The organism is Streptomyces alkaliphilus, from assembly GCF_014141535.1.
Taxonomy (GTDB): domain Bacteria; phylum Actinomycetota; class Actinomycetes; order Streptomycetales; family Streptomycetaceae; genus Streptomyces; species Streptomyces alkaliphilus.
In genome coordinates this window covers 1-1,864 of record NZ_VKHT01000975.1, presented here as the reverse complement: position 1 = coordinate 1,864, position 1,864 = coordinate 1, and the positions used below count along the sequence as shown (strand labels likewise).

The following is a 1,864-nucleotide window of genomic DNA, read 5'->3' as shown; positions in this document are numbered from 1 at the left end:
CTCCATCACCCCTCGACGGGGGCGATGGGGTCGATGCCGCGCAGGGTGGGGGTGACGGGTCGCAGGCGTCCGTCGACGGTGAACCGCAGCCGGTCCAGGCACACCTCGCGGTGGGTGCCGTCGCCGCCGGGGCGGGCGAAGCGGTGGTAGGCGAGGTACCACTCGTCGCGGCCGGGGACGCGGACCACCGCCTGATGGCCGGTGCCCATGATCCACCGCTCGGGGTCCTTGGTGAGCAGTGGCGCGGAGGCGCGGGTGAAGGGCCCCATGGGGTGGTCGGCGACGGCCCAGGCGACCCGGTAGTCGGGGCTGCGGGTGTCGTTCTCGGACCAGGTGAGGTAGTAGCGGCCCTCGCGTTCGAAGACGTCGGGGGCCTCGTTGTACCCGGCGGGGGTGATGTCGACGGGTTCGCCGTCGAAGGAGGTCATGTCGGCGCCCAGGCGCACGACCCGGCAGCGGCCCTGGCCGAAGTAGAGGTGGGCGGTGCCGTCGGCGGAGACCAGGACGGCGGGGTCGATGGCCTGGTGGCCGTAGGCGTCGCGGGTGATCAGGGGCTTGCCGAGGGCGTCGACGAAGGGGCCGGTGGGGGAGTCGGCGCGGGCGACGCCGATCTGCTGGTCGGCGCAGAAGTACATCCAGTGGGCGCCGTCGCGTTCCACCACGGCCGGTGCCCAGGCGCGGCCCTCGGCCCAGTCGATGTCGGCGAGGTCGAGGACGGTGCCGTGGTCGCTCCAGTGGACGAGGTCGGTGGAGGAGAAGACGCCGAAGGAGGTGCTTCCCCAGTCGGCGACGCCGTCGGTGGTGGGGTACATCCAGAACCGGCCCGCGGAGTGCAGGACGGCGGGGTCGGCGTGGTAGCCGGGGAGGACGGGGTTGGTGTCGCCGGGCAGGAGGTCGGCGGTCTCCCGCCACACCGAGCCGTGCCGCACCGTGCCCGACAGGCGGGGGATCTCGCGCGGCGGGGTCCAGGTGGTGAGGTCGGGGCTGTCGCTCCAGTAGTGGCGGCCCTCGAGGTAGGAGTCGAGGAACATCCGGAAGCCGCCGCCGTCGAGGCGGAAGACGGTCTGTCCCTCCAGGTGTTCGCCGTTCGGGGGGACGGGGGCGGCGTCGTCCAGGAGGTTCCAGGGGCCGGTGATGTGGCGGGCGACGGCGTGTTCGACGCGTTCGGCGGTGGCGTCCTTGACGAAGGCGTGGAAGCGGCCGTCCTCGTGGACGACGCAGGTGTCGATCCAGCCGTTGCGGTGGTCGGCCTCGTCGGGGTGGAGGCCGTCCAGGGGGACGGGGTCGGTCCAGCGGGTGAGGGTGTCGTCGAGGGCGGTCAGCACGTAGGGCTGGAAGCCGGTGGCGGAGGTCTGGCCGGCGGAGATGGAGACGATGATCCGCGGTCGGCCGTCGGGGTGCTCGGTGAAGAACTCCGGTGCCCAGGTGTTGTGGCAGGGCACGCCGTGTTCGATGTCGGCGACGTGCCGCCAGTTCAGGCGGTCCTCGCTGGAGATGATGCCGAAGGTGCCGCCCTCCCAGGCGGTGGTGTGGGCGATCCACCAGCGTCCGGCGCGGTGGATGACGGAGGGGTCGCGCAGGATGCCGTTCGCCGGGGTGTACGCGGCCGGGGCCAGGTCGTGGAAGTGCACGCCGTCGTCGGAGCCGTAGAGGTACAGGGTGCGTTCGCTCGCGTTGGTGAAGGCGGCGAACAGGTGGCGGGAGGTGATCCGGCGGGACACGGGCTCTCCATCGGAAGGGCGGGGGCGTGCTGGTGGGGCTTCGGGTACTGCGAGGCTGCTGGGTGACTGCTGTGGGACTGCTGTGGGACTGCTGATGGGGCTGTGGTGGGGCGTGGGCCCGGGTGTGCGGACGCGGTGGACGG

The 1,864-nt window shown here is 72.4% G+C and carries 1 protein-coding gene; it reads right to left on the bottom strand.

The window, feature by feature from the left end:
• Positions 1-5: 5 nt before the first annotated feature.
• The gene (locus FNQ90_RS28540) at positions 6-1,721 is read right to left on the bottom strand and encodes a family 43 glycosylhydrolase (RefSeq protein ID WP_182607892.1); all 1,716 of its coding nucleotides are present in this window, start codon (positions 1,719-1,721) and stop codon (positions 6-8) included.
• Between the last annotated feature and the right edge of the window lie 143 nt (positions 1,722-1,864).